The organism is Streptomyces sp. GL_140, from assembly GCF_057834465.1.
Window position 1 is genome coordinate 7,670,551 of the sequence record NZ_CM174404.1, and the last position, 20,164, is coordinate 7,690,714.

The window sequence follows — 20,164 nt, forward strand, 5'->3', positions numbered from 1 at the left end:
AGACCGTCGAGGGGACCCCGGATAACACTTATCCGGAGTACGAATCCGGAGCCAGCCGGGCCGCCAGCGCATCGAGGTCGGGCAGGAACCAGATGTGGCGCCCCTGATTCGATTCGCGGACGAGGTCGGGCAGGGCGGAGCTCGCCCGCAGGTGGTGCGAGATGTCTCCGAGGACCACCAGCCGGAGGTGGTAGTTCACGAACTTCTGCATGATCGCCCCGGCGAGTCCGCTGCTGAGGTCGAAGAACCCGTCGTCGAGCCGCGGCGCCGGGACGGCGACCACCTCGGCCCGGTAGAAGGCCGCGCCGATCAGCTGGTCGAGGGCGTCCTGCTCGGAGGCGACGGGCGGGCCGTCCGCGGAGCAGACGAGCACCGGAACGCCGTGGTGCTCCACGAGCCGGTCAGCCACGGTGGGTCACCCCCATGCCGTTGCCCGGTCCGAGCACGCCGTCGACCAGGTGCAGCAGATCGGCGGTGGTGGCCGGATCGCCGAGGATCACGATCTTCATGCGGGCCCGCTCCTTGTCGTAGACCGTCTGGACGCGCAACTGGTCCGGAGTGTCCCGGGGGGACTGCGCGGCCGCCGTGACGAGGGTGGCGAGCCGGCTCGCCGCGTCCGGGCCGATCGAGTCGATCTGCACGATGCTCGACACCTCCACGTGCCCGCGCGGCCGGTCCGGCTCCGCCGGTGCGGCGTCCGCGGTCGGCAGGCTGGTCAGCGCCTCGAAGTCCTCGCGGCTGATCCGGTACTGCTTGCCGATCCGCACGGCCTTCAGCCGCCCGTCGCGGACGTAGTTCCGTACGGTCCGCACGTGCAGCCCCAGCCGCTCGGCGACCTCGCCGACCGAGTACAGCTCGCGCCCTTCATTCTCCATAGTGCCGAACCCTACCGTAAGAAGTGGCTGATGAGGAGTGATAGGGAAGGTTAGGGGATCCTGGGGAGGTGAAAATTGCTTCGGTGTCGCTCCGTCCGTCTCCTAGGCTCTCGGGATGACGGCTCCTCGCTACCCCGCCAAGCCCCGCCCCGGGGACCGGATCGCGGTGGTCTCCGCCTCCTCGGGCCTGCCCGGACTCTTCCCGCAGCCCTACGAGCTCGGACTGAGCAGACTGCGGGAGGATTTCGGACTCCGGCCGGTGGAGTACCCGACGACCCGGAAGATGGGCGCGAGCGCCGAGGCGCGCGCGGCGGACCTCCACGCGGCCTTCGCGGACCCCGAGATCAAGGCCGTGATCGCCAGCATCGGCGGCGACGACCAGATCACCGTCCTGCCGCACCTCGACCCCGCTCTGCTCCGGGCCAACCCCAAGCCCTTCTTCGGCTACAGCGACAACACCAACCTGCTGCTGTTCCTGCGGGACCTGGGAATCGTGGGCTATCACGGCGGGTCGGTGATGGTCGAGCTCGGGCGGCCCGGAGCGATGCATCCGCTGACCGAGCGGTCCTTGCGCGCGGCACTGTTCACCTCCGGCGAGTACGAACTCACCCCGGCCCCCGCCGTCGGGGACGTCAACGGCCCCTGGGACGACCCGCGCACCTTCGACGCCGAACCGGAGCTGGAACCCTCCGGAGGCTGGTCCTGGCACAACGGCGACCGGGTGGTCGAGGGCAACGGCTGGGGCGGCAACCTGGAGATCATCTCGTGGCTGCTGATGGCCGACCGCGCGGTCCGGCCCACCGGGGAGTACACAGGAGACGTGCTCTTCCTGGAGACCTCGGAGGACATGCCCGGCGCCCAGGAGGTCTACTGGATCCTCCGGGCCATGGGTGAGCGCGGACTGCTGCGACGCTTCCCGGCCCTGCTCATGGGCCGGGCGAAGAGCTGGTCCTTCGAGAACCGCTTCGGCGCCGAGGAGCGCGAGCGCTACCGCCGCGAGCAGCGCGAGGCCGTGCTGCGGGCCCTGCGCGAGTACGCCCCCGACACCATGGCCGTCTTCGACGTGGACCTCGGGCACACCGACCCGCAGCAGGTGATCCCGGTAGGGGGCCGGATCCGCGTGGACGGGGTGGCCCGCCGCATCTTCGTCACCTACTGAACATCCCGCCCCCGTACGTCCGTTGGGGTGCCCGGATCCCGGTCCGGGGTGACAATGGGACTCCACGGGACGTGTTGGGGGCGGCATGTCGGCGTTGCTCTTACGGGGATCCGGCCGGGCGCGGGCCTGGGCCGGATACCTCGGCGCGGTCGGGCTCGGCGCGGGTGCGGTCGCTCTGGCGGCGGTCTGGACCTCCGGACCCTGGGCAGCCGGGATCGGCGCGGCCGTCACCACCCTGGCCGGGCTGGCGGCCGAGCGGATGCGGCCCGAGGAGACGGCAGCCGCCGCCGACGCCGCCGGACAAGTGCTGCGCACCCCGGGCGGCCGCGTTCCGCTGCTGCGCCAGGTGGACCGGCCCGAGCTGGCCGGAGCCCACCCGGCCCAGGCGCCGGGCGCCGCACCCGCGTACATCGAGCGCGACGCCGAGCCGGGGCTGCGCGCCGCCCTGGAGCGGGCCCGCTTCGTCCTCGTGGTGGGGGAGTCCACGGCGGGCAAGACCCGGCTCGCCTACGAGGTGGCCCGCACCCGGTTCCCGCGGCACGCCTTCGTCCGCCCGCTCTCGCGTACCGCGCTCCCCGAGGCGGTACGGATCGCCGCGCGCCGCCGGCGCGCCGTGCTCTGGCTGGACGATCTGGAGGACCACCTCGGCGCGGGCGGCTTCACGGCGGTCCAACTGGCCTCCCTGGAACAGGCGGTGGTGATCGCCACCATGCGGGTCCAGGAATACCGGCGCTACGACGCCCGCGAGGAGAGCCGGCTCACCGGCTCCGACCGGGACGCCTGGCGGGCCCAGCGCGACCTGCTCCAGCAGGCCACCGTCCTACGGCTGCCACGGCACTGGTCGGAGCCGGAGCGCCGCCGGGCCGCCGCCCACCGGGGCGATCCCCGGATCGGGGCCGCGCTGCGCGCGGGGGAGCGGTTCGGGGTCGCCGAGGTCCTGGCGGCCGGTCCGGAACTGCTGGCCTCCTGGGAGAACGGCTGGGCTCCGGGCGCCAATCCGCGCGGCGCCGCCGTCGTCGCGGCGGCCGTGGACTGCCGCCGGGCCGGACTGCGCCGCCCGGTGAGCCGGGAGTGGCTGCGCGAACTCCACGCCCCCTACCTGGCGGCCCGGGGCGGCGGCGACCTCCAGCCGGAGCCCTTCGCCGAGGCCATGGAATGGGCCTGCGCGGCCGCCTACGCCACCAGCGGGCTCCTGATCGGCAACTACGGCGCCGGATTCACCGCGTTCGACTACCTGCTGAACGCGCCGGGCCATGCAGGCGTCCCGGTTCCCGACCATCTGTGGCGCGGGCTGCTGGCCCGGGTGGACCCCGACGACGCCTACGACATAGGCCTGGTGGCCCATCAGGACGGGCGGCTCGCGCGCGCCGTCGAGGCACTCGACCTCGCCCGGCGCGGCGGCGTCCCCGGCGCCGAACTGCCGCTGGCCATCGCCATCGGAGACTCCGGCAAGCCGCGCCGGGCCTCCACCGACCTCGCCGGAATCGCCCGTCGGCGCACGGACCGGTTGGGGCCCCGGCATCCGGAGACCCTGGCCGCCAGACATCAACTGGCCTTCTTCATAGGGGAGTCCGGAGCCCACGGGGCGGCGGCGGCCAGGTTTGCGGCCCTGGTGTCCGATGCCGGGGAGGTGCTCGGACCCGATCACCCGGACACCCTGGCGGCCCGCCACCAGCTGGCCTACTTCACGGGAGCGACCGGCGACACCGGTGCGGCGGCCCGGCAGTTGGATGCGCTGCTCGCCGACCGGCTGCGCGTCCACGGTCCGGGCCACCCGCTGGTCCTGGCCGCCCGGCGCAGCCTGATCTGGTTCCGCTCGGACGATCCGGCCGCCGCGGACCGGGAGTTGGCGCAACTGCTGGCCGAGGCCGAGGAGCGGATCGGCCCCGACGACCCGCACACCCTCGCCATCCGGGGGAGCCGGGCGGCGCTGGCCGCCCGCGCGGGGCGGGCCGCCGAAGCGGCCGATGCCTGGGCGGAGCTCGCCGAGGACCGGACCAGGGTGCTCGGCGCGGACCATCCGCACGTGATCTACGCCCGGCTGGAGTGGGCCCGCGCCCTGATCGCCCGGGGCCGGGCCTGGGAAGCCGGTGAGCTCCTGACCGCGGTGCTGGCGCACGCGCAGTCCGTCCTGGAACCGGGCCACCTGCATCTGCGCACCGCCCGTGAGCTGCTGGCCGTGGTTCGCGACCGCGCCGGGCACGAAGACACGTAGGCCGGGCGCGGTCCCTCGACGGGGCGCGGTTCCCCGCTCGGGCGCGGTCCCTCACCCGCGCGCGGCCGCTCAGAGCAGCGGGGCCAGTGCCTGGGTGGCCGCGTGCAGGGCGGGGGCGTAGGCCTCGATCTCCTCGCGGGAGACCAGGAAGGTGACCGTGGTGATGCTGACCCCACCGACGGGGCGGCCCGTCGGGCCCACGATCGCGGCGCCGAGGCAGCGGATGGTGGGCTCGTTCTCCTCGTCGTCCAGGGCGAACCCCTGGTCCCGGACCCTCGCCAGCTCGGCGTCCAGCGCCTCCGGCGTGGTGAGGGTGTTCGGCGTGCGGCGCGGCAGCCCGGCGGCGGAGACCAGCTCGCGCACCTCGGCCGGCGGCAGGTGGGCCAGGATGCTCTTGCCGATCGCGGTCGTGTGCAGCGGCATCCGCATGCCGACGCGCGAGGCGGTCCGGAAGGGCTGGTCGCTCTCCAGCTTCCGAATGTAGGTGATGCTCTCCCCGCTGTGCAGCGCTAGGTGGACCGCCTGCCCGGTGGCCTGCTGGAGATCGCGCAGGATCTGCTCGATGCCGGCCGGTTCCCCGCCGCTGACCTGCGCGGAGAGGGCGCGCAGCCGGGGGCCGGCGCCGTAGCGGCTCTCGCCCTCGGACCGTACGAAGCCCTGCTCGATCAGTGCGGCCAGGATGCGGAAGGTGCTCGACTTGGGGACCGCGGCCGCCGCCATCACGTCGGTGAGTCGGTGCGGGCCGCCGGGCGCGGCGACGGCCTCCAGGATCCGCATCGATTTCTCCAGCGCCGTGCCCGCCGCCGAAGTCCGGCCGCCGCGCGGGGTGTTTTCGGCCTCGGCGTTCCCGGACTGCTCCTCCGTGGACAAGTGATCTCCAAACCTGGGTATGGTCTGCGCTAGAGGTTCCGCTACATGATACCAAGTTCCACTACGTGGAACAAATGGAGGATCCCTTGTCCTGTCATCCGTACGCGGTCATCGCCGCGCAGCGACTGCTGCCGGTCCTGCGCAACGCCGACGCGGACGAGGCCGTCCGCCACACCACCGCCCTCCTCGCCGCCGGGTGCCGGGCCGTCGAACTCACCACCTCCACCCCCGGCTGGGCCGAGGCCGTGGCCCGCACCGTGCCGCTCGCCGACGCGCACGGCCGTCCCGCCCTCATCGGAGTCGGCACCGTCACCACCGCCGAAGCCGCGAGGACCGCCCTCGACGCGGGAGCTGCCTTCCTCATCTCCCCCTACCCGGCCCCCGGGGTCCGCGAGGTCGCCGCGGAGTGCGGGGCTGTCTTCATCGAAGGCGGGTTCACCCCCGGTGAGATCGCCTCCGCGATCCGCTCCGGCGGCGCGGCGAAGGTGTTCCCCGCCCATGTGGGAGGCCCCCGGTTCGTCAGCTCCCTCAAGGCCGTCCTCCCGGACGCCCTGATCATTCCGACCGGCGGCATCAAGCCGGGCGAGGTCCGGGAGTGGCTGGCCGCCGGGGCCGCGGCCGTGGGCATAGGCAACGGGCTGCCCGCCGACCCGGACGAGCTGGCCACCGTCTTCGCCGACCTCGCCCAGCCCTGCTGCGGCGAGTGCGTGGGTACGGGTGCGGGTCCGGCCACGGGCACGGAGCTCCGGCCGTGACCGGGCCCGAGCAGTACGACGTCCTCGTGCTCGGCGAGGTACTCGTCGAGATCCACGTCTCCGCCGCCCTGCGGGACGCCGCCGACGGCGCACCCGCCCGGGTCTCCTACTCCGGGGACGCCCTCAACGCCGCGGCGGCGGCCGCCGCCGCCGGAGCCCGCACCGCCCTGCTCGCCGTCGTCGGCGAGGACGAGCTGAGCGTCCCGCTGCTGGCCCGCGCCGCCGCACTCGGCGTGGACGTCACCCACGTACGCCGCTCCCCGCGACCCAACGGCGCCTACCTGCTCTCCGCCGACACCGAGGGCGACCGGGAGTTCGTGTACTGGCGGACCGGCAGCGCCGGTTCCACCCTCTCGGTGGAACACGTCGAATCCTGGCGGGAGTTGCTGACCGGTTCCAGGGCGCTCATCACCAGCGGGATCACCGGCGCCCTGTCGCCGAGCAGTCGCGAGGCCGTGCTGCTCGCCGCCGAGACCGTGCACGAGGCGGGCGGGCACCTGTCCTACGACCCCAACTTCCGCTCACGGCTCACCAGTCGCGGCGAGGCCCGCTCGCTTCTGGCCCGGATGGCCCCGATGACCGGGCTGCTGAAGACCTCCTGCCCGGCCGACGCGCTGGCCATGGTCGACACCGACGACCCCGTCGAATCCGCCGCCCGCTACCGGGCGCTGGGAGCCCGTACGGTCGCGGTCACCGCGGGCGCCGACCGGCTGCTGCTGGACGACGGCGGGGGCACGGGAGCCAGGTACCTCCCCGTCCCCGTGAACCACGCCCCGGTCGACGCGACCGGCGCCGGCGACTGCTTCACCGGCACCGCCACCGCCCGGCTCGCGCTGGGCGACACCCTCGACGACGCCGTCGCCTACGCCATGGCGGCCGCCTCGCTCTCGGTGTCCGGCCGCGGCGGCACCGGACGCGTACCCGGCTTCTCCGAGACGGCCGCCCTCGCGGCCGCCCACCGTGTCAGGCCGGATCAACCCCACTCTTCTTCGGCCTCGTAGTCCGGTTCCACGTGCGGGACGGGGTCCGCCACCCAGCCCGCGGCCAGGACGAGGCGGGAGGTCCGGTGGACGGCGAGGAAGCCGAAGGGGCGGTGGAAGGCGACCTGGGCCCGGCGGACGAGGTACTTCAGGCGGGGCATGGCGCAACCGGCGGCCATGCCGATCGCGGTCACGGCCGCCGCCTCGAAGCCCTCCGCGTGGAAGCGGGCCATGGCGGACTGGCGGGCCGAACCGACGGCCAGCGGACTGCCGCTGACGCCCGGGAAGTGTCCGGACCGCCGGTCCGAGGCGCTCTTGAGGCCGAACAACCCTGCGGGGTCCAGGAGATCGTGGTCCGCCTCAACTTCGAAGGCCACCGTCCGGATGTCCAGCCGGTGCCGGGGTTCCTCCGAGCGCATCTGCCCGATGTGCAGGCCGGGCCCCGGATTCCCCTCGGGAAGCATGCTCGCCCCCGTGGACGGGATGGCCCGGGTGACGGCCGCGATGCCCGCCCGGAGGGTCTGCGCGGGCGGGGCCTGCGGCTCGCCCAGGACCAGGTGGACGTCGACTCCGCCGTCGCCCACCACCTCCAGCAGGGTCACCGGCCCGGTCGGCGCCTGCGCCACGCGCACCCGGTCCAGGAGGGCCGTACTGCGGTTCAGACCCTGAACCAGAGCCCCGGCCCAGGGGCCTTCGTCGATCTGGACCGGCCAGTCCGAGAAGGGCTGGATCCACCGCAGGCGCAGCGTGAGCGCGGAGGCGAGCACGAGGAGGGTCTCCTCGTCGACCTCGACCGGCATCCTTTCGATGAGGCCGCCGGTGCGGTCGGCGGCCCAGGCGTCCAAGGCCTTGCGGTCGGCCTCCTCGTCGGAGGTCAGGAACCCGTGGGCGCCCTCCGGGAGCCCGGCCGCCCACGCCTCCTCCAGCGGGAGGTCCCGCCGCGTCCACAGCCCGGTGGCCGCGCGCAGGCCCCGTACACCGTCCAGCGCGGCCAGCAGCTCCCGCGCGGCCCCGGCGGCAGTGTCGGCGGGTATGCCGAGGGCCGCGGCCAGCTCGGTGCGGGCCGGGCCGTCGGCGCCGTCGGCGAGGAGGGCCAGCAGCGGCCAGACCCCGGCCGCCGTGAACACCGTGCCCGCGCCCTGCGCCGCCGCGTGCTCCGCCCAGTGTGAGGTGAGCGCGTTGACCGCCCGTACCGTCTCCGTCTTCATGCGGGGGAGCGTACGGGTTGGGGCGCCGCCGGACCGGGTCGTTTTTCCGCGGCCCGGCGGCGCTGTTCGGGGGCGCACCGACCGGCGGCGCACCGGCCGGTCAGTGGCCGCGCAGGCCCTGGTCGACGGCGGTCATCAGCTCGCCTTCGGCGGTGTCGGCGTCCAGGGACCAGAACATGGCGCCGCCCAGGCCCTCTTCGCGGATGTACCGGGTCTTGGCGCGCAGCACCTGCGGGTCGTCGTACGTCCACAGGCTGGAGCCGTCGAAGAGCCAGGCGCTCCCGTTGCGGCGGTCGCGGTAGACCTTGTAACTGCCCGAATCGGCAAGCTTCTTCAGGGCCTTGTAGTCCTCGTACCCGGCCGACCAGGTGGCGGGCGCCGGACCCGTCGCGGGCCGGCCCATGCCGTCCCCGCCGCCGCTGACGCCGGTCCAGCCCTGACCGTAGAACGGCATGCCCATCACCAGCTTGTACGCGGGCGCGCCGCGCCGCTCCCATGCGTCCACGGTGCCGTCGACGCTGAAGTCGTTCCGGGCGTACAGGGCGGACTGCTGGGCGGTGGTCTTCTCGCCGGAGACGTGGAAGTCGTAGCCCTGGAGGGTCACGAAGTCGAGGTCCCGCATGATCCGCCGGACGTCGAAGCCCGCGTCGATCTTGGCGGGGGCGGTCGGGACGAAGGCCGTCAGCTCGTACTTCGACTTCCGCTTCTGGCTGCGGGAGTAGGCGTCGAGCTGGCTGCGGAACTCGGCCACCAGCGCGGCGAAGTTCTTCTTGTCCTCGGGGCGGTAGGTGGTGTCGGTGTCGCCGGCGGAACCGGGCCATTCCCAGTCGATGTCGAACCCGTCGAAGACTCCGGCCGCCGCACCCGCGCCGCCGCGGCTGCCGTCCTGCGGGAGGTTGCCCTTGATGTACAGGTCGATGCAGGACGCTACGAGCGCCTTGCGGGAGGCCGGGGTCAGCGCGGCGTCCGAGAAGTGCGTGGACCAGCTCCAACCGCCCAGCGAGAGCAGGACCTTGAGGCCAGGATGCTTGGCCTTCAGCTCGCGCAGCTGGTTGAAGTCCGGCGAGGACGTGCCGCTCATCGACTGGCTCCGCTCCTCCGGCGCCCGGACCCGCGAGGAAATTTCACGCGACTGACCCGCGGCCGATCCCCGAATTGATTGGATCTTCCGCCCGCGCCGTGACATGGTTGGTCCAGCCGAAGGGGTGTAGCTCAGTTGGTCAGAGCGTCGGTCTCCAAAACCGAATGTCGCAGGTTCGACTCCTGTCACCCCTGCTGTGTCCGAAGGCCCAGGTCAGACTCCGTCTGCCTGGGCCTTCGGTGTTTGCTCGCGCCGTGGGGCCGCCTCCCCCTACGGTTGAGTTGACCAGGCTGGCCAGTTCCATCTTCTCCTGCAGGTGATCCGCGGCATTTTCGAGGCGCTCGCGTTCTTCGCGCCGGACGGCGGCCTTCCTGCGCTCCCGGACGAGCAGCGCGGCAACCGTCGCGATCGCCAGCAGCAGCACGATGGCGCCCATGACGGGAATGAACCAGGCGGGCAGTGGTTCGGTTGTCGCGTGCTTGCCGTCGATCAGGACTCCCGTAAGGCCGACTGCGAAGATGGCGATGGCTGCGAGAAGGCCGGCCGCCAGGGAGATCCGCTCAAGCGTTCGGCTCTTGATGAGGCCATGTTGAACCAACTCGTCCGCAAGGCGCCCAATCAAAACCGGGTCCAGGGTTCCCCCACGCGCTCGTTTTTGGTGACGGCCTGGAGGTAGTCTCCGCGGGCCTTGGCGTCGGCCGGGTTGGCGAAGGTTTCGATGCTGCCGCCGAGTTCGACGTCCTCGGGCTTGTGGCCCTCGGTCTGGTCGGCGGGGATCCGGCTGTCGGTGAAGGTGATTTTGGAGGTGTAGCCGTGGGGGCGGCCGAGCATGTGATTGGCGTCGTTTTCGGCGGTGACCGTGGTGCCGGGCCTGGCGGAGGGTACGACGGCGAAGGCGCCGGCGGCGTCGGATGCGGCCTTCGGCGTCGGAGCGGTGGCGGAGCTGCAGCGCCCAGGTGCTCCCGGCCCGATTGGATCTCGAGGCCTTGCCGCGAACCCGCGACACGCATGAGGATGAGGTCCGCGTCCGGCCTGCGTCGACCCTCGAACAGGCAGGGTGCGATACCAGGGGGTGTGGGCATGAACGGATCGGATGCCGTTGGGGCGCTGGAGAGAACCGGGGCCGCGGTGAGCAACACGGTCTCCGGCGGGTCCTTCGGTGCGAATGTGCAGGCCGGGATGATCCACGGCGGCGTGCACGTCCATCCCCCGGCGGACTCGCGCCTGGTGCCCAGGCAACTTCCCCCCGTACCCGCGTACTTCACCAACCGGACCGCGGAGGCCCGACTGCTCGACGAGGCTTGGGGCGGGTGGCGGGAGGGCGCTCCGGCGGTGGCGCTGCTCAGTGGCCCCGGAGGCGCGGGCAAGACGGCGTTGGCCTCCTCCTGGGGTGGCCGCGCGGCGGACCGCTTCCCGGACGGCCAGTTGTACGCCGACCTCGGTGGATTCGGTCCGGGCCGGCCCGTGGAGCCGGAGCAGGTGCTGAGCTCCTTCCTGCGCGCGCTGGGCGTCGCGCCGGAGCGGGTGCCGGTCGAGTTGACCGAACAGGCTTCGCTGTTCCGGTCGATGACGGCGCGATCGCGGTTGCTGGTGCTCCTCGACAACGCGACCTCCGCGGCACAGGTCGCCCCGCTGGTGCCCGGATCCGCCGAGTGCATGGTCCTGGTCACGAGCCGCCTGCGGCTGGCCGGGGTGCTGGCCCGGGGCGCCGCGCTGGTCGAGGTCGCGGCCCTGTCGCAGGAGCACGCCATGGAGTTGCTCGTGCGCGCGGTCGGCCGGCCCGTGGCGGATTCCGAGGAGCAGGAGGTCGGGGACCTGGCGAGGTTGTGCGGCCGGCTCCCGATCGCCCTGTGTGTGGCGGGCGCACGGCTCGCGTCGCGTCCGCGCTGGCCGGTCGGCCGGGTGGTGCGGGATCTGACGGACGAGCAGCGCCGGCTGGCGGCGCTCTCGATGGACGAGAGCGTGTCGGTGACCAGTGTGTTCGACGTCTCGTACGAAGGGCTCTCCGCGCCGCAGGCCCGTGCGTACCGGCTCCTGGCCCTGCACCCCGGCCCCGATTTCGGACTCGGGGCGGCCGCCGCGGTGATGGAGCTGCCCGCCGAGGAAGCCACCGAGGTGCTGGAGTCGCTGGTGGACGCCAGTGTGCTGGAGGACCGGGGGATCGACCGCTACCGCTTCCATGACCTGATCCGCCTGCACGCCCGGGAACGCGCGGCGGAGCACGACGGTGACGCCGGGGCCCGCGCGGTGGTCGAGCGCGTCGCGGAGCACTACCTGACCGTGGTGGTGGCGGCCGACCGTACGGTGAATCCCGGGGAATGGCACGTGGGCCCGGCCTACGGGCGCGACGGCGCGGCGGGTCCCGTATTCGCGACCGGGATCGAGGCACTGGACAGCCTGGAGTCCGAACTTCCCAATCTGATGGCGGTGTTGAGGTCCGCGACCGACTTCGGGCTGGATCACCTGGTCTGGCAGCTGTGCGAGGCCATGTACTCGCTGTTCCTGTACCGCAAGCACTTCCAGGACTGGATCGCCGCCTACGGGATGGGCATCGAGGCCGCGGACCGGTGCGGTGACGAGGCGGCCAAGTCCCGGATGCACCACCGGCGCGGGACGGCCTTCCACAATCTGCTCCGGGAGGAGGAGGCCCTCGGGGAAGGCAGGGCCGCCCTGGCCGCGGCGCGGGCCGCCGGGCACGGACCGGCGGAGTCCGCGGCGCTCCAGCTGGTGGGGATGGCCGCCCGGGGCCTGGGCCGGTTCGACGAGGCGATCGGGACATTGCGCCAGGCCGTGGAAGTCGACCGCAGGGCGGGGGAGGTCCGCAGCGAGGCCCTGTCCGGGAGGCTCCTGGGATCGGCGCACCATGCGGCCGGCCACACCGCTGCGGCGGTCGAAGCGCTGGAGAGGTCGTGCGAGCTGGCCGCGGGGCTCGACGACCCTCCCGTGCTGGCGATGAGCCGCGTGTATCTCGCCGAAGCGCTGACCCGCGCCGACCGCGCGTCCGAGGCGGTCCAACTCGCCCGCGAAGCCTGGGCCGTCATGGAGGATTCGGGCTCCAGCCAGTACCGGGCCCGCATCATGATGGCCTGGGGCAGGGCCGCGGAGGGACTCGGTGACCTGACCACCGCCCGGGAGTGTCTGCTGAGGGCCCTCGACTACTTCACCGAGGCGGGCGTCCCCGACCTTCGGCCGGCACAGGAGGCGATGAGCCGGGTGGATGCCCGTCTCGACGAGGCGCAGCCGACGTAGCGGACGCCGGGACCGCCGACGATCACCCGTCTGGCAGACTGGGCCGGGTTACCCAGGCGGTGCAGGACAGGAAACCGGTGCGAATCCGGTGCGGTCCCGCCACTGTGACCGGAGCCCCCGCGGGAACCGGGAGTCAGACACTGACGCACCGCCTCTTCACATCGGCCAGGGGACGCGGATCCCCCGGAGAGGCTTCGCCATGTCGTCGTACCCCCGCGCACTGCTGCGCGCGCTCGTACCCGTCCCACTCCTGATAACCCTGACCTCCTGCGGTGGCTCGCCCGGAGCGCAGGACGCGGCCCCGGGGCCGGGCGCCGCGCCCGGATACCCGTACACCGTCACCAACTGCGGTGTCAGCAGCACCTATCAGGCGCCTCCGCAGCGGGCGGTCGCCATGAACCAGCACGCCACCGAGCTTCTCCTCGCCCTCGGGCTGGAGGAGAGGACGGTCGGCACGGCCTACCTCGACGACGCCGTACTGCCCGCCTACCGGCCCGCCTACGACAAGATCAAGGTGCTGGCCAAGGAGTACCCGTCCAGGGAGGTCCTCCTCGGCGCCAACCCCGACTTCGTGTACGGGGGCTACTCCAGTGCCTTCGACAAGGCGCAGGGCCGCGACCGCGAGGGGCTCGCGAAGTCCGGGATCAACTCCCGGCTCAGCGTGGAGTACTGCACCGAGGGACCCGTGGGCCTGGGGCAGCTCAAGACCGAGATCACCGAAGTGGCGCGGACCTTCGGGGTGACCGAGCGCGGCGAGAAGCTCATCGCGGACGAGCAGCGCCGCATCGACGCCGTAACGGGGCGTGTGAAGGACAAGCCCAGGCCGACGGTCTTCGCCTACGACTCCGGTGACTCCTCCGCCTTCACCTCGGGAGGCAACGGCATCGGCAACGAGATCGTCTCGCTGGCGGGCGGGACGAACGTGTTCGCCGACCTCCAGGACACCTTCGGTGACGTGTCGTGGGAGAAGGTCATCGAACGCAAGCCCGAGGTCGTCCTCATCTACGACTACGGCGGCACCACCGTCGAAGCCAAGAAGCAGCGCCTGTTGAACGACCCGGCGCTGGCGCAGGTTCCCGCGATCAGGAACCAGCGGTTCGTCGTGCTGCCGCTCTCCTCCGCCGTACTGGGCGTGCGCGTGGCCGACGCCGTCGAATCGCTGGGCGCCCAGCTCCACCCCGACGCCGCGTGATGCGAAGGCTCGCCCGCGCGTTCACCCGTACGCCCGTCGTCCTGGCCGCGCTCGCCGCCGCGCTGGTTGTGTCGGCCGTGGCGGGGCTGGCCCTGGGGCCCGTACGGATCCCCGCGGGCCAAGTGCTCGACCTGGTGCTCGCCGGACCCGGAGCCGGAGCCGGACCCGGAGCCGGGCCGGGCGGGGGAGGCGGAGCCTTCCGGGCCATCGTGTGGGACGTCCGGATGCCGCGCGTGCTGCTCGGGGCGGTGGTCGGCGCCGGGCTCGCCGTCGCAGGCACCGTGCTGCAGGCCCTCGTGCGCAACCCGCTCGCCGACCCCTTCCTCCTCGGGGCCTCCTCGGGAGCCTCCGCCGGCGCGGTGCTGGTGATCGTCTTCGGCGCCGGGATCCTCGGGTTCGCCGGCGGGGCCGCCGTACCGCTCGCCGCCTTCGCGGGGTCGATGGGCGCACTCGTCGCCGTCTACGCGATGGCCCGGCGCGGCGGCGCCATGACCACCGGCAGGCTGATCCTGGCCGGAGTCGCCGTCCAGTACGTCCTGTCCGCCCTGACCAGCCTGGTCCTGGTCCTCGCCGCGCACCCCGACCAGATCCGCAGCGTGCTGTTCTGGACGCTGGGCGGCCTCGGCGGGGCCCGTTGGGGCGAACTGGCGCTGCCCTCCGCCGCCCTGCTCCTGGGCACCGGCCTGCTGATAGCCCTGGCCCGTCCCCTCGACCTGCTGCTCGCGGGGGAGGAGGGGGCGCACACCCTCGGCCTGGACACCGGCCGGTTCCGGGCCGCCGTCTTCGTCCTCACCTCGCTCGTGATCGGGGTGCTGGTGGCCTGCAGCGGGGCGATCGGTTTCGTCGGGCTGATGGTTCCGCACGCCGCCCGCATGGTCGTCGGTGCCGGACACCGGGGGCTGCTGCCCGTGGCCGCGCTGGCCGGGGCGGTGTTCCTGACCCTGGCCGATCTGGCCGCCCGTACCGTCGCCGTGCCGGAGGAGATCCCGGTGGGCGTGGTCACCGCGCTCGTAGGCGGTCCGTTCTTCCTGTGGATGCTGCGCCGGTCCACCCGTACCGAAGGAGTCGTGGGATGACGGGGCCGGCACCGGAACCGGTGGAACTCGCGCTCGAGGCCGTGCGTTACGAGATCGACGGGCAGCCGCTGCTGCACGGGATCGACCTCACGGCCCACCCCGGCGAGACGGTCGGAGTGGTCGGACCGAACGGCAGTGGCAAGACGACACTGCTGCGCTGTGTCTACGGGACCCTGCGCCCGAGTGGCGGGCGCGTGCTGCTGGACGGCGCCGACGCGGCCTCGCTGGGGGTCAAGGAGCGCGCCCGCCGGGTCGCGGTCGTGCCCCAGGACGCGGTCGGCACCTTCGGGCTGACCGTGCGCGAGGTGGTGGCCATGGGGCGCAGCCCGCACAAGCGGTTCTGGGAACAGGACGGCCCCGACGACCTTCGCAAGGTCGCCGGGGCCCTGGAGACCGTGGGCGTGGCCGCCCTCGCGGACCGCCGCTTCGACGGGCTCTCCGGCGGCGAGCGCCAGCGCGCCCTGGTGGCCCGCGCCCTCGTCCAGGACCCCGGTCTGCTCGCCCTGGACGAACCGACCAACCACCTGGACATCCGCTACCAGCTGGAGATCCTCGGCCTGGTCCGCTCCCTGCCGGCCACCGCCCTGCTGGTGCTGCACGACCTCAACCTGGCGGCGATGTACTGCGACCGCCTGTACGTCCTGGCGGGCGGCCGGGTGGCGGCTTCGGGCACTCCGGCGGAGGTCCTGACGGAGCCCCTGCTGGCCGAGGTCTACGGCGTCCGCACCCGCGTCGCCGCCCATCCGGCGACGGGGGCGGTGAACATCGTCTACCTACCGCGGGAAGCGGACCGGGCGGATCATTCCTGGTAGCCGTAGGGACGGGTGATCAGTTCCATCCCGTGGCCCGAGGGGTCCTGGAAGTACACGCCCCGGCCGCCGTCGTTGTGGTTGATCTCGCCAGGCAGCCGGCCGTGCGGGTCGGCGAAGTAGGTGATCTTCGCCCGCTTGATCTTCTCGAAGGCCTCGTCGAACTCGGCCTCGGAGACGAGGAAGGCGTAGTGCTGGGCCGTGATGGACTCAGCCGGGACGGTCGCGAAGTCCAGGGTGACGCCGTTGGCGGTGTCGACGGGGATGAACGGGCCCCACGGGGCTCCGACCTCCAGGCCGAGGAAGTACGCCAGGAACTCGGCGGATTCCCGGTTGTCACGGGAGTGGATGATCGTGTGGTTGAGCTGAATCGACATGAGTGAATGCCTCCGAAAGGCATGTCTCGGCACCTCCATGTCTCACCCGGCCGGTGACCGACACGCGATGCCGCGACATGATCCTAAACACCCCTTACGGATGGAGTCCAGCCCATTCGGGCCCCGCCGACGGCGGGGCCCGAGGTCGGGCCCTCCGGCATCAGGACCCCGAACCCCCGTACACCGCCTTCACGTTGTCCTGCGCCGGGTGCGTCCGGCCCGCAGGACCGGCGGCGAAGATCCGCAGCAGGTTCTCCGTCACCCGCGTGGTCAGCGCACCCGACCGGGCGTCCAGCCCGTGGTTGGCGCCGCTGCGCCCGTCGCCCGTCGCGTCCAGGGCCTCCACCCAACGCATGGTGCCGGTCGCGAAGACCCCGGCGCCGCTCGGCACGGTGTAGTACGCCGTGTCCTGGTGGCTGGGCCGGCCCTCGCAGACCACGGGGGAGTGGGCCAGGATCTCGATCGGGCGGGGGGTGGAGAAACCGGTGTTGACCTTGTCGTACTCCACGCCGACCAGGTGCGCGAACTTGTCGCCCGCCTTCGCACCCGTGCCCTCGAAGAGCCAGTGTCCCGGGTTGGTCACGACGTACGGGGCGTCCACCGGGTAGCCGTCGTAGATCACGCCGAGCAGCGAACTCTCCGGGTCGGCCCCGGGCGCCGAACGGAAGTCGACGGTGGCGGGATGACCGCGCTTGAAGCCGGGATCCTGCTCGTAGGAGGACTTGTAGCAGACCAGTGTGCGGTCCGGTCCGAGGTCGGAGGCCTCCAGCCGGATCCGGCGGAAGCAGCAGTTGGCCCCGAGGATCGCGATGTTGGTACCGGCGTCCCGGGCCGCCGTGAAGTGCGCGCGCTGCTCCGGCGACCAGTACTCGTCGTGGCCGAGCGAGAGCACGGCCGAAGCCCCCTCCAGCAGCCGCTTCTCGCGTGCCACGTCGGTGGTCGTCGTGTACGCCAGAGGTATGCCGAGCCGCTCGGCGAGCGCGAGCAGCGGAGCCTCGTAGACGAGGAACAGGCCCGCGCCGTCGTCGTAGTCGTAGGGCCGGTCGAAGGAGACCGCCAGTGAGCGCGAGGCGTAGCCCCCGGAGGGGCCGTCGTAGCTGCCGTAGCCGCCCCAGCGGTTGTACGCCTGCCAGGTCGCCACCGCGTTGACCACGACGGTACGTCCGGCCGTGTCGGCCGACCGCACGGTGACGGGGACGAAGCGCTGGCCCTCGCCGCCCTGTGCGTCCAGCCGGAGCAAGTAGCAGCCCTCGGGCCAGTCCTTGGTCTCGACGGTGGCGCTACGGGTCCACCGGGTGCGGACCATGCGGGTCGCCGAATCCACCGTGTGGTCGGGCTGGCGTGCCCCGGGCAGGGCTTCGGAGCGCCAGACCAGGCGTGCGCGGGCCCCGCCGTACCAGCCCATCCGGTAGGCGGAGACGGTGAACCGGGGTGCGGTGGTGGAGACGTGCAGGCCGAAGGACTCGCCGGACAGGACGCTCACCTTGTCGGCGAAGCCCTCGATGGCCCCCGCCGGTCCGGCCTTGGTCACCTGCCAGTCGGCGTTCCCCGGGCGGGCGTTCTCGGCCTTGACGTCGAAGCCGTGCGCCCCGTCCTTGTCCGGCGAGCCGGACGGCTTCGGGCTCTTGCCGGTGCCCGCTCCGTCCGCCCCTCCCGTGTTCGCGGCGTCCGTTTTCCCGCAGCCGGTCACGGCGGCCAGCCCGGCGGCGGTGGCCGCCGCCCCCGTCGCCATGACGAGGAACCGACGCCTGCCGGCGCCGGTGCCTTCGGCGCCCTCGCGGCCCTCGCCGTCCCCGGTTCTGTGCTCCTGATCCATACCGGGCACGTTATGTCACCTCATGGCCTCAGCTGTTACCGCCCCGCGGGAGTCCGGATCACCCCAGCCGCACCACCACCTCCTGGGAGGCTCCCTCCAGCGAGGTCAGGCCGGCGAAGTCGAGGCGCAGACCGGTCCCGCCGGTCGCCGAGACCACACTCGCCGCCCGGGAGAGCACCTGCGCCACGGGCCGGTTCCACACCAGGGTCAGGGCCGTCAGCGTGCGCGTCGGGTCCGAGACGCAGACCACGGCCGTGCCGTCGCCGCGCTCGCGCACCGTCACCGAACAGGGCGCGCTCGCCTGCAGCGGACCCACCGCTCCGGCCTGCCAGAAGTTGACTCCTGTGAAGCCGAGAGAGCCGACCGACACGCCCTGGGCGGCCGGGTTGTTGGCCAGCACGGTCAGCCATCCCGTCGCCGCGGCCCGCGCCGAGGTCTGGGCGGCGGAGGCGCCGGGCATCAGCTGGTGGACGTAGCGCCCGTCGGTCGGATCCGTCCCGTGGTCGTACCAGAGCGTCAGATAGCGCCGGGTCAGGGCCGTGCCGGAAGCGTTCCGGTTGATATCGCTCCACTTGCCGGTACGGGCCTCCCGCAGTGCCCTGAAGGTCCCGGAGCCCGACATCACATACCCGCCGAAGCCCGCCAGGTGCGCCCAGCCGGGTCCGGGGAAGGAGGCGGTCCACCCCAGGGTGGCCGGCTGGACCGTGCCGCCGACGGTCAGGGCATGGGCGCCGGCCGCGCCCAGATTCCGGTTGTCGATGACCGAGTCGACCGCGGTGCCGTCGGAGGCGCTGATCCCGGCGCCCAGACAGACCACCGTGTCATCGAGGAAGAACCAGGACTTGCGCGCCGTGAGCGTGCTCCCCAGCCCCTTCAGATGCTGACCCACCGAAGCGAACTCCCCGTCCGTGGTGCCGCCCACCCAGGTGACGTCCGGCCGGGAGGCCCCCCAGTCCCCGCCCGCGCCATCGGCCAGGGCCTTGCGCGAGGCGGTGATCCCGGGCAGCCGGTACGGATCCACCGTGGGCCAGAAGGCGTCCGAGTACTGCCCGTTGCCGTAGCCGGATCCCCACCAGCAGAGCATGCCGCTGCCGGTGTGCCAGCCGCGCAGGTTCTCGCCGTTGCCCGTTTCGTAGTGGGTGATCCGCTTCGAGGCCATGGACAGCGAGGCCGCCCAGGCGGGCCGCCGGTGCGCGGCCCGGTCCATCGACGGGAACAGCCGGTGCGCCACCGGCTCCGCCGCGGCCGTGACCGACGTGTCCGCCGACAACTCGGAGAGCCGGGCCAGGGCCGACAGGGTCAGGGTGGTGTCCGACAGCGGTGCGCTGTAGTAGTCCCGCGCCACCCAGCCTTTGACCAGGGATCGCCAGCGGGCCCGTTCGGCACTGCTCGCGCCCTCGGAGAGCAGCAGGATGGCGGCGAGTACGGCGTGCCCGCGGGTGTGGTCGTCCATCTGGACCTGCAGCGGATCGGCCACCTGGACGCCCCGGCTGGGGGCCCGCCCCGACACCGCGTCCATCATCAGTCCGTTGAAGAGGAACGGGGCCCAGGCGTTCTCGACCGCGTCGAAGACGATCTGCGAGCCGGGATCGGTGACCTCCCACGCCGTCCCCTTCAACAGGCCGAACAGCATGCCCAGTCCGCCGAGCATGACCGATCCGTACGAGCCGGTGTACGCCACATAGGAATGCTGGATGAAGGAGCCGTCCCGGTAGAGCCCGTCGCCGGTGGTGACGAACGGGAAGACCGGGGAGAGGGCGTCCCGGGCCAGCGCGATCTTCGCGCCCTCCCCGGCGACCACCCCGCGCAGCGCCAGCACCCGGCACAGGTCCACCCGGTTGGCGCCCGTGCTGGTCCCGGAGTACGAGGCGACCACCGAGTCGGGCACGAAATGGTCCACCGCCGCGCAGTAATCGGCGAGCCTTGCCGGCGGCAGCCGGTCGTAGAGCAGTACGCAGATGTCGAGCAGGGCCTGCGGGGCTCCGATCTGCCAGCACCACCAGTTTCCGTACCGCGCCCTTGAGGCGTTGTAGACCTGCGCGTGCATGTGGTCCATCCCGGTCAGCACGGCCGCCAGCAGCCCGGGGTCCCCGGTGAGCCCGGTGCCGGGACGGACATGGGCCTCGGCCATCGTCCGCAGCCGGTAGTAGCTCTGCGCCATCCACTCGGGGTCGGTGGTGAAGACCTGGTCGGGCCAGAGCGAACCGGTGGCCGGGGCCATCGAGGCCTGCCACTGGCCGGCCTGCGCGCCCAGGGCCGCCAACCGGGTACGGAACGGCTCCGCGGTGGCGGAGAACCGTGAACCCAGGACCAGGCCCTGCCAGACCGTGCGCATGGCCTCGTGGACCGATGTCACCGTCCCCGCGACCGCCTGGAAGGCGGGCGTACCGAGCAGCACCACACCTGCACCCGCCGCCGAGAGGAAGGCACGGCGGCTCCACACATCTGTCATCGCAGTCTCCTTCGACTGAATCGCTTCCGGCTACTCGACCCCGCTGATCC

General features: G+C 72.6%; 17 protein-coding genes, 1 tRNA gene, 1 pseudogene and 1 riboswitch. Of the genes and pseudogenes, 10 read left to right on the plus strand and 9 right to left on the minus strand.

Going from position 1 to position 20,164, the window contains the following annotated elements:
- Positions 1–28 precede the first annotated feature (28 nt).
- Together AC3IYJ_RS35690 and AC3IYJ_RS35695 are read right to left on the minus strand one after the other, a co-directional pair.
- Complete coding sequence (locus tag AC3IYJ_RS35690; protein WP_489398652.1) at positions 29–409, minus strand: DUF4180 domain-containing protein; 381 nt, start codon at positions 407–409, stop codon at positions 29–31.
- Positions 402–875, minus strand: coding sequence for a helix-turn-helix domain-containing protein (locus tag AC3IYJ_RS35695; RefSeq protein ID WP_489398653.1), 474 nt, complete (start codon positions 873–875; stop codon positions 402–404). The genes AC3IYJ_RS35690 and AC3IYJ_RS35695 overlap by 8 nt, the downstream gene beginning before the upstream one ends.
- 115 nt (positions 876–990) lie before the next feature.
- On the opposite strand from AC3IYJ_RS35695, the gene AC3IYJ_RS35700 reads away from it, so the two are divergent.
- Together AC3IYJ_RS35700 and AC3IYJ_RS35705 are read left to right on the plus strand one after the other, a co-directional pair.
- Positions 991–2,034, plus strand: coding sequence for a S66 family peptidase (locus AC3IYJ_RS35700; RefSeq protein ID WP_489398654.1), 1,044 nt, complete (start codon positions 991–993; stop codon positions 2,032–2,034).
- Positions 2,035–2,119: 85 nt separating this feature from the next.
- Entirely contained in the window at positions 2,120–4,249 is a 2,130-nt protein-coding gene (locus AC3IYJ_RS35705; protein ID WP_489398655.1) for a tetratricopeptide repeat protein, read from the plus strand.
- Positions 4,250–4,318: 69 nt separating this feature from the next.
- Here the strand turns inward: AC3IYJ_RS35705 and AC3IYJ_RS35710 are convergent, their stop codons facing one another.
- Positions 4,319–5,119: an IclR family transcriptional regulator gene (locus AC3IYJ_RS35710; protein WP_489398656.1), complete on the minus strand. Its 801-nt coding sequence runs from the start codon at positions 5,117–5,119 to the stop codon at positions 4,319–4,321.
- 86 nt (positions 5,120–5,205) lie between these two features.
- Here AC3IYJ_RS35710 and AC3IYJ_RS35715 point away from each other — a divergent pair, with 86 nt between their 5' ends.
- Both AC3IYJ_RS35715 and AC3IYJ_RS35720 read left to right on the plus strand, forming a co-directional pair.
- Complete coding sequence (locus tag AC3IYJ_RS35715; protein WP_489398657.1) at positions 5,206–5,874, plus strand: bifunctional 4-hydroxy-2-oxoglutarate aldolase/2-dehydro-3-deoxy-phosphogluconate aldolase; 669 nt, start codon at positions 5,206–5,208, stop codon at positions 5,872–5,874.
- Complete coding sequence (locus AC3IYJ_RS35720) at positions 5,871–6,875, plus strand: PfkB family carbohydrate kinase (protein ID WP_489398658.1); 1,005 nt, start codon at positions 5,871–5,873, stop codon at positions 6,873–6,875. Before AC3IYJ_RS35715 ends, AC3IYJ_RS35720 begins: the two co-directional genes overlap by 4 nt.
- Here the strand turns inward: AC3IYJ_RS35720 and AC3IYJ_RS35725 are convergent.
- On the minus strand, positions 6,848–8,062 hold the full coding sequence (locus AC3IYJ_RS35725) for a serpin family protein (protein WP_489398659.1): 1,215 nt from the start codon (positions 8,060–8,062) through the stop codon (positions 6,848–6,850). The two genes, AC3IYJ_RS35720 and AC3IYJ_RS35725, sit on opposite strands and share 28 nt — an antisense overlap.
- A 100-nt stretch (positions 8,063–8,162) precedes the next feature.
- A pseudogene (locus AC3IYJ_RS35730) lies at positions 8,163–9,119 on the minus strand (glycoside hydrolase family 18 protein); the annotation flags it as partial.
- 144 nt (positions 9,120–9,263) lie between these two features.
- Between AC3IYJ_RS35730 and AC3IYJ_RS35735 the strand changes: the two are divergent.
- Together AC3IYJ_RS35735 and AC3IYJ_RS35740 are read left to right on the plus strand one after the other, a co-directional pair.
- Positions 9,264–9,337, plus strand: a tRNA-Trp gene (locus AC3IYJ_RS35735).
- Between the two features lie 122 nt (positions 9,338–9,459).
- Complete coding sequence (locus AC3IYJ_RS35740) at positions 9,460–9,819, plus strand: hypothetical protein (RefSeq protein WP_489398660.1); 360 nt, start codon at positions 9,460–9,462, stop codon at positions 9,817–9,819.
- Here AC3IYJ_RS35740 and AC3IYJ_RS35745 read toward each other — a convergent pair.
- Entirely contained in the window at positions 9,762–9,974 is a 213-nt protein-coding gene (locus tag AC3IYJ_RS35745) for a hypothetical protein (RefSeq protein WP_489398661.1), read from the minus strand. The two genes, AC3IYJ_RS35740 and AC3IYJ_RS35745, sit on opposite strands and share 58 nt — an antisense overlap.
- A gap of 249 nt (positions 9,975–10,223) precedes the next feature.
- On the opposite strand from AC3IYJ_RS35745, the gene AC3IYJ_RS35750 reads away from it, so the two are divergent.
- The 4 genes from AC3IYJ_RS35750 to AC3IYJ_RS35765 all read left to right on the plus strand — a co-directional run bounded on the left by AC3IYJ_RS35750 (position 10,224) and on the right by AC3IYJ_RS35765 (position 15,472).
- A complete protein-coding gene (locus tag AC3IYJ_RS35750) occupies positions 10,224–12,392 on the plus strand; it encodes an ATP-binding protein (RefSeq protein WP_489398662.1) in 2,169 nt (722 codons plus the stop codon).
- Positions 12,393–12,459: 67 nt separating this feature from the next.
- Positions 12,460–12,535, plus strand: a riboswitch (cobalamin riboswitch).
- Positions 12,536–12,591: 56 nt separating this feature from the next.
- Positions 12,592–13,584 (plus strand): ABC transporter substrate-binding protein, encoded by a 993-nt coding sequence (locus AC3IYJ_RS35755; RefSeq protein WP_489398663.1) that lies wholly within the window; start codon positions 12,592–12,594, stop codon positions 13,582–13,584.
- On the plus strand, positions 13,584–14,660 hold the full coding sequence (locus AC3IYJ_RS35760) for a FecCD family ABC transporter permease (RefSeq protein ID WP_489403030.1): 1,077 nt from the start codon (positions 13,584–13,586) through the stop codon (positions 14,658–14,660). The genes AC3IYJ_RS35755 and AC3IYJ_RS35760 overlap by 1 nt, the downstream gene beginning before the upstream one ends.
- Positions 14,657–15,472 (plus strand): ABC transporter ATP-binding protein, encoded by an 816-nt coding sequence (locus AC3IYJ_RS35765; RefSeq protein ID WP_489398664.1) that lies wholly within the window; start codon positions 14,657–14,659, stop codon positions 15,470–15,472. Before AC3IYJ_RS35760 ends, AC3IYJ_RS35765 begins: the two co-directional genes overlap by 4 nt.
- Here AC3IYJ_RS35765 and AC3IYJ_RS35770 read toward each other — a convergent pair.
- The 3 genes from AC3IYJ_RS35770 to AC3IYJ_RS35780 all read right to left on the minus strand — a co-directional run bounded on the left by AC3IYJ_RS35770 (position 15,460) and on the right by AC3IYJ_RS35780 (position 20,114).
- Entirely contained in the window at positions 15,460–15,846 is a 387-nt protein-coding gene (locus AC3IYJ_RS35770; RefSeq protein WP_489398665.1) for a VOC family protein, read from the minus strand. The genes AC3IYJ_RS35765 and AC3IYJ_RS35770 overlap by 13 nt on opposite strands.
- Positions 15,847–16,006: 160 nt before the next feature.
- Complete coding sequence (locus tag AC3IYJ_RS35775) at positions 16,007–17,662, minus strand: N,N-dimethylformamidase beta subunit family domain-containing protein (RefSeq protein ID WP_489398666.1); 1,656 nt, start codon at positions 17,660–17,662, stop codon at positions 16,007–16,009.
- Between the two features lie 58 nt (positions 17,663–17,720).
- Positions 17,721–20,114, minus strand: coding sequence for a polysaccharide lyase 8 family protein (locus tag AC3IYJ_RS35780; protein WP_489398667.1), 2,394 nt, complete (start codon positions 20,112–20,114; stop codon positions 17,721–17,723).
- Positions 20,115–20,164: the final 50 nt, after the last annotated feature.

Coding starts and splice junctions, on each gene's coding strand:
- AC3IYJ_RS35695 (WP_489398653.1), bottom strand. CDS start 875: ATGGAGAATGAAGGGCGCGAGCTGTACTCGGTCGGCGAGGTCGCCGAG.
- AC3IYJ_RS35700 (WP_489398654.1), top strand. CDS start 991: ATGACGGCTCCTCGCTACCCCGCCAAGCCCCGCCCCGGGGACCGGATC.
- AC3IYJ_RS35705 (WP_489398655.1), top strand. CDS start 2,120: ATGTCGGCGTTGCTCTTACGGGGATCCGGCCGGGCGCGGGCCTGGGCC.
- AC3IYJ_RS35725 (WP_489398659.1), bottom strand. CDS start 8,062: ATGAAGACGGAGACGGTACGGGCGGTCAACGCGCTCACCTCACACTGG.
- AC3IYJ_RS35745 (WP_489398661.1), bottom strand. CDS start 9,974: ATGCTCGGCCGCCCCCACGGCTACACCTCCAAAATCACCTTCACCGAC.
- AC3IYJ_RS35750 (WP_489398662.1), top strand. CDS start 10,224: ATGAACGGATCGGATGCCGTTGGGGCGCTGGAGAGAACCGGGGCCGCG.
- AC3IYJ_RS35755 (WP_489398663.1), top strand. CDS start 12,592: ATGTCGTCGTACCCCCGCGCACTGCTGCGCGCGCTCGTACCCGTCCCA.
- AC3IYJ_RS35760 (WP_489403030.1), top strand. CDS start 13,584: ATGCGAAGGCTCGCCCGCGCGTTCACCCGTACGCCCGTCGTCCTGGCC.
- AC3IYJ_RS35765 (WP_489398664.1), top strand. CDS start 14,657: ATGACGGGGCCGGCACCGGAACCGGTGGAACTCGCGCTCGAGGCCGTG.
- AC3IYJ_RS35770 (WP_489398665.1), bottom strand. CDS start 15,846: ATGTCGATTCAGCTCAACCACACGATCATCCACTCCCGTGACAACCGG.
- AC3IYJ_RS35775 (WP_489398666.1), bottom strand. CDS start 17,662: ATGGATCAGGAGCACAGAACCGGGGACGGCGAGGGCCGCGAGGGCGCC.
- AC3IYJ_RS35780 (WP_489398667.1), bottom strand. CDS start 20,114: ATGACAGATGTGTGGAGCCGCCGTGCCTTCCTCTCGGCGGCGGGTGCA.